General features: G+C 61.6%; 2 protein-coding genes and 3 pseudogenes. 1 reads left to right on the forward strand and 4 read right to left on the reverse strand.

Annotated features, from left to right (window positions below):
- Nucleotides 1-192 precede the first annotated feature (192 nt).
- Nucleotides 193-474, reverse strand: a pseudogene (locus NKH35_RS32110) (universal stress protein); the annotation flags it as partial.
- A gap of 107 nt (nucleotides 475-581) precedes the next feature.
- Here NKH35_RS32110 and NKH35_RS30940 point away from each other — a divergent pair.
- Nucleotides 582-1,794 (forward strand): annotated as a pseudogene (locus tag NKH35_RS30940) (transposase).
- 343 nt (nucleotides 1,795-2,137) lie between these two features.
- Here NKH35_RS30940 and NKH35_RS30945 read toward each other — a convergent pair.
- The 3 genes and pseudogenes from NKH35_RS30945 to NKH35_RS30955 form a co-directional block, all read right to left on the reverse strand.
- The gene (locus tag NKH35_RS30945; protein WP_352917480.1) at nucleotides 2,138-2,923 is read right to left on the reverse strand and encodes a response regulator transcription factor; all 786 of its coding nucleotides are present in this window, start codon (nucleotides 2,921-2,923) and stop codon (nucleotides 2,138-2,140) included.
- Nucleotides 2,924-2,950: 27 nt separating this feature from the next.
- Nucleotides 2,951-3,430 carry a NifX-associated nitrogen fixation protein gene (locus NKH35_RS30950; protein WP_352917482.1) on the reverse strand — a complete coding sequence of 160 codons (480 nt, stop codon included), beginning with the start codon at nucleotides 3,428-3,430 and terminating at the stop codon, nucleotides 2,951-2,953.
- A 17-nt stretch (nucleotides 3,431-3,447) separates the two neighbouring features.
- Nucleotides 3,448-3,572, reverse strand: a pseudogene (locus NKH35_RS30955) (nitrogen fixation protein NifX); the annotation flags it as partial.

The raw sequence follows: 3,572 nt of genomic DNA on the forward strand, positions 1-3,572 counted from the left end.
CCCTAACTCGCGCGGGGGTACAACGGCTCCGAGAAGCTTCGCGAAGCTTTGCATGTTTTGCCGCGACCTTCTCTGACTTGCGATTGGGACGGGTGCCCAGAGGGTAGCGTTTCGAACAGCATCGGTGCTACTTCAAAGCCCGTCACGGCCAGAAACAGCGGCAATGGCGACTTCCGACTGTCCATCTCGTTAGCCAGTCAAGAGCCGCTCGCGCGGCCGGCGGCTGCCGTAAGCGCCCATGACTATCATGTCCTCAGACGTGGCGATTGCGTGCTTTGCGAGCACAGCGGCCACCGGTTTTCCAGAGCTCGCCAGCCGATCAACGACACCCGAGCGCCGTGCCTGGTGAGATAGGCAGCGATATCGGCTCCAGGCTCGGTACCGTTTTCGGGTGCAGGTCGCCTCCGGATCCACTAGTGCGACACTAACTTCCTCAGCACCGGCGAGCAGCCCCAAGGCTTCCCGAACTGAACGGGACGCCTTGTGCGCGTTGTCTAGGAGCCTGTGCGAGTAGTGGCTGGTCAATTTGATGCGAGTCTGATCCTGTTTATGGCCATGAGCAAGCATTTTCGCCCTGGAAGATAGATCAACCTCATCTGCTGCGACCGAGCGTGCAGGACTTCGTGCCGAGGGACCGCCTGTCGCGGTTCATTGTGGAACTGGTGCGGGAGAGCCTCGACCTGAGCGAGATCGCCAGCAGCTAAACGAGTGCCCTCGGCCAGCCGCCCTTCGATCCTCGTCTGATGGTAGCGCTGCTGCTTAATGGCTACGCGAGCGGCATCTATTCCTCTCGGCGCATCGCCAAGGCGTGCGTGGAGCGCGCCGACTTCTGATGATCGCCGCCTTTGATGCGAGGGATTTCCGCACGATCTCAGACTTCCGCAAGCGGCACTTGAAGCCGTTGGCTGGGCTGTTATGTCGCGCTCGACGGCACCAAGATCAAGGCGAATGCGTCCAAACACAAGGCGATGAGCTACGATCGGGATTGAAGAGGCGCCAACCCGAGTTGCAGGCCGAGGTCGATCGGTGGCTGGCCGCCGCCGAGGCCGCCGATGCCGAAGAGGACAAGTTGCACGGCCACAAACGCGGCGACGAGCTGCCCGACTGGGTCGCCGACAAGCAGAAGCCGATCGCCAGGATCGCTGAGGCCAAGGCTGAGCTGTAGGCCGAGGCGAGGCCGCGGCCGACGAGCAGCGTCGCATCGAGGCCGAGAAGCAGAAGAGCCGTGAGGCCGAGGGCCGCAAGAACACCGGCAAGGCCGCCGCGCCGCCGTCCGACGAGCCTGCCGCAAAGGCACCGCGCAACTTCACCGATCCTGAAAGCCGTATTCTCAAAACCAAGGATGGCTTCATACGGGCCTATAACGCGCAGGCGGCCGTCGATGGCAAAACGCGCATCATCGTCGCGCACACCCTGACGCGGAGCGCAAGCGACCATGGCCAGTTGGTGCCGCTGGTCGATGGCATCTTAAGCCAACCTCGGCCGCAAACCGCAACAAGCTTCCGCCGACAGCGGATATCCAAGCGAGGCCAACCTCGCGAGCCTCGATCAGCGCGGGACCGACGGCTACGTCGCCACTGGACGCGCCAGCCGCCCCACGGCCGACAACGGCAAGGTCGGTGGACCACTGACACCGGCGATGAGAAAAAAGATCGCCGACGGCGGTTTCGACACCCCCACTGGTTACGAAAGCAGATCGTGGAGGCGGTGTTCGGACAGAGGCAGGCGCGCGGCTTCCGCCAGTTCCTGTTGCGAGCCTTGGCAAACGTTCGTGCCGAATGGGCGATGATCTGAACCACAGACAACCTCGTGAAGCTCGCAAGGGCAGCATGAGCCAGCTATCGTCATCAAATAAGCCCGGCCAGAAAGCTAACTGGACGGGCTCCTAGGCGACTCGGGGATGCGATCGCCTACCGCGGAGTTGACATAATCAGGACGGACAAATGTGCGCCGACCTCCGCGCACAAGCTTGCAGCTGTTCTGACGTCCCGATCGGAGTGGTCAGCTCCCGCTACACTGAGTAGGCTTTTGAAGGCCATCCCTTCCTTCCTGAGTATGTCGCGTCCGTAGCGCGTTTCGAAGCCGGAAGACTTGCGTTCCAACGAAAGTGGAGAGTGGCACACCATCCGTTCGCTATTCAGTCGTCCGGCTTCTCGAGCGAGTAGCCGGCAGACCTGACCGTACGAATGACGCTACCTGGCGAAGCCGCCTTCAGCGCCTTTCTGATCCGGCTGATATGGACGTCGACAGTGCGTTCACCGATATGTATATTGTCCGGCCAGGCCGCGTCGATCAGCTCGTCTCGGCTGAAGACCTTGCCGGGAGCCTCAAGAAATTGCCGCAGCAGGTTGAATTCGAGAGGTCCGAGATGGATGTCGTGGCCATTACCTCGAACCCGGTGAGCATCGAGCTTCATCTCAAGGCTGCCGCAACAGAGCCAACTGCCGTTTTTTATCCCGTTTGAACCCGGCTGTGGCAGCGCCAGCTTCGTGCGTAGACAGTCAAGCAGCTTGGCCGGCGCAAAGGGCCGCACAAAGCTCTCGTCAACACCTGCCTTCAAGAGATCGAGGTGCTGGTTCTCGGCGCCGGGCGCGATCAACGCAATGACGGGCAGGAGGCCAGTCCGGGGCTCCCCCTTGAACCGGGCGCAAATTGTGGAGCCTGTCGCGCTTCCTGGCCCGCAATCCAGGACTACCGCGTGGAGCTCCCGTTGATCGGCCAATGCAAGTGCTTCCTTCACGCCGCCTGCCGGCTCACTGGTGAAGCCGTCCGCCCCCAGAATGTGGTTGAGGAAAAGATACAACTCCGCATCTTGCGAACAGATCAGTACCACTGGCTTCATCAGCGCTACCCCCAGAACCATATCGGCCTGGACCGCCTCAATTGAGAGGGCTGGCCACCGCATGTCCTCAAGACCTGACATAATCCCCTCGATCGAAAGTCGGTTGCATCACGCCCGCGCCACCTCGGGATGAGCCTCAATGGCTGCGGTGGCATCGCCGGCCAGTTTGGTACCGGCCGCCGCGAGCTTCCAGAACGTCTCGAAACCGAACCGGTGGACGTCGCGCAGGGTCTTTGACAGAACGACCAACCGCCCGGCCGTGAAGAGCACGCGCCCGAAGCCCTCATGGCTCATCTCCATCATCGGCGATGCCATCAGGCCCGTGCGCTCCTCAATCGCAAGCCCGACGGCGGTGTAGAACTTATCAAGCCTCCACAGCACGTCCGGATCGGGATCGCCGATGATTGGAATTGCACGGCGCTGTTCCCTGGTGATGATGAAGTCGCCCAGCAGCTCGGGGTCCGATTTGCCTTCCCATGACCCGTGGGAATCATTGGCACGGATCAACCGCACGAGGCATTTGACGAACGGGGTGGCAAGAGCCGCCTCGTCCTCGGTGGCTGCAGGGCTAACTTCGGCATCAGACATTTCGGCCACTCCTCATTTCAATCCTCGTCCTCGAAGGAGGGTTTCTGTCCGGCGGCACCTGCCTGCGCGAGCACCTTGCGCAGCCAAGGGGGAGGAGACGTCCTGAGCATCATCTGCGTGCGCAACAACACCTCTTGGATGG

It is taken from the genome of Mesorhizobium sp. M1143 (assembly GCF_040318435.1).
Lineage (GTDB): Bacteria > Pseudomonadota > Alphaproteobacteria > Rhizobiales > Rhizobiaceae > Mesorhizobium.

Bases quoted from the DNA above. Each gene is read 5' to 3' on its own strand.
- NKH35_RS30945 (WP_352917480.1), bottom strand. From the start codon at position 2,923: ATGTCAGGTCTTGAGGACATGCGGTGGCCAGCCCTCTCAATTGAGGCG.
- NKH35_RS30950 (WP_352917482.1), bottom strand. From the start codon at position 3,430: ATGTCTGATGCCGAAGTTAGCCCTGCAGCCACCGAGGACGAGGCGGCT.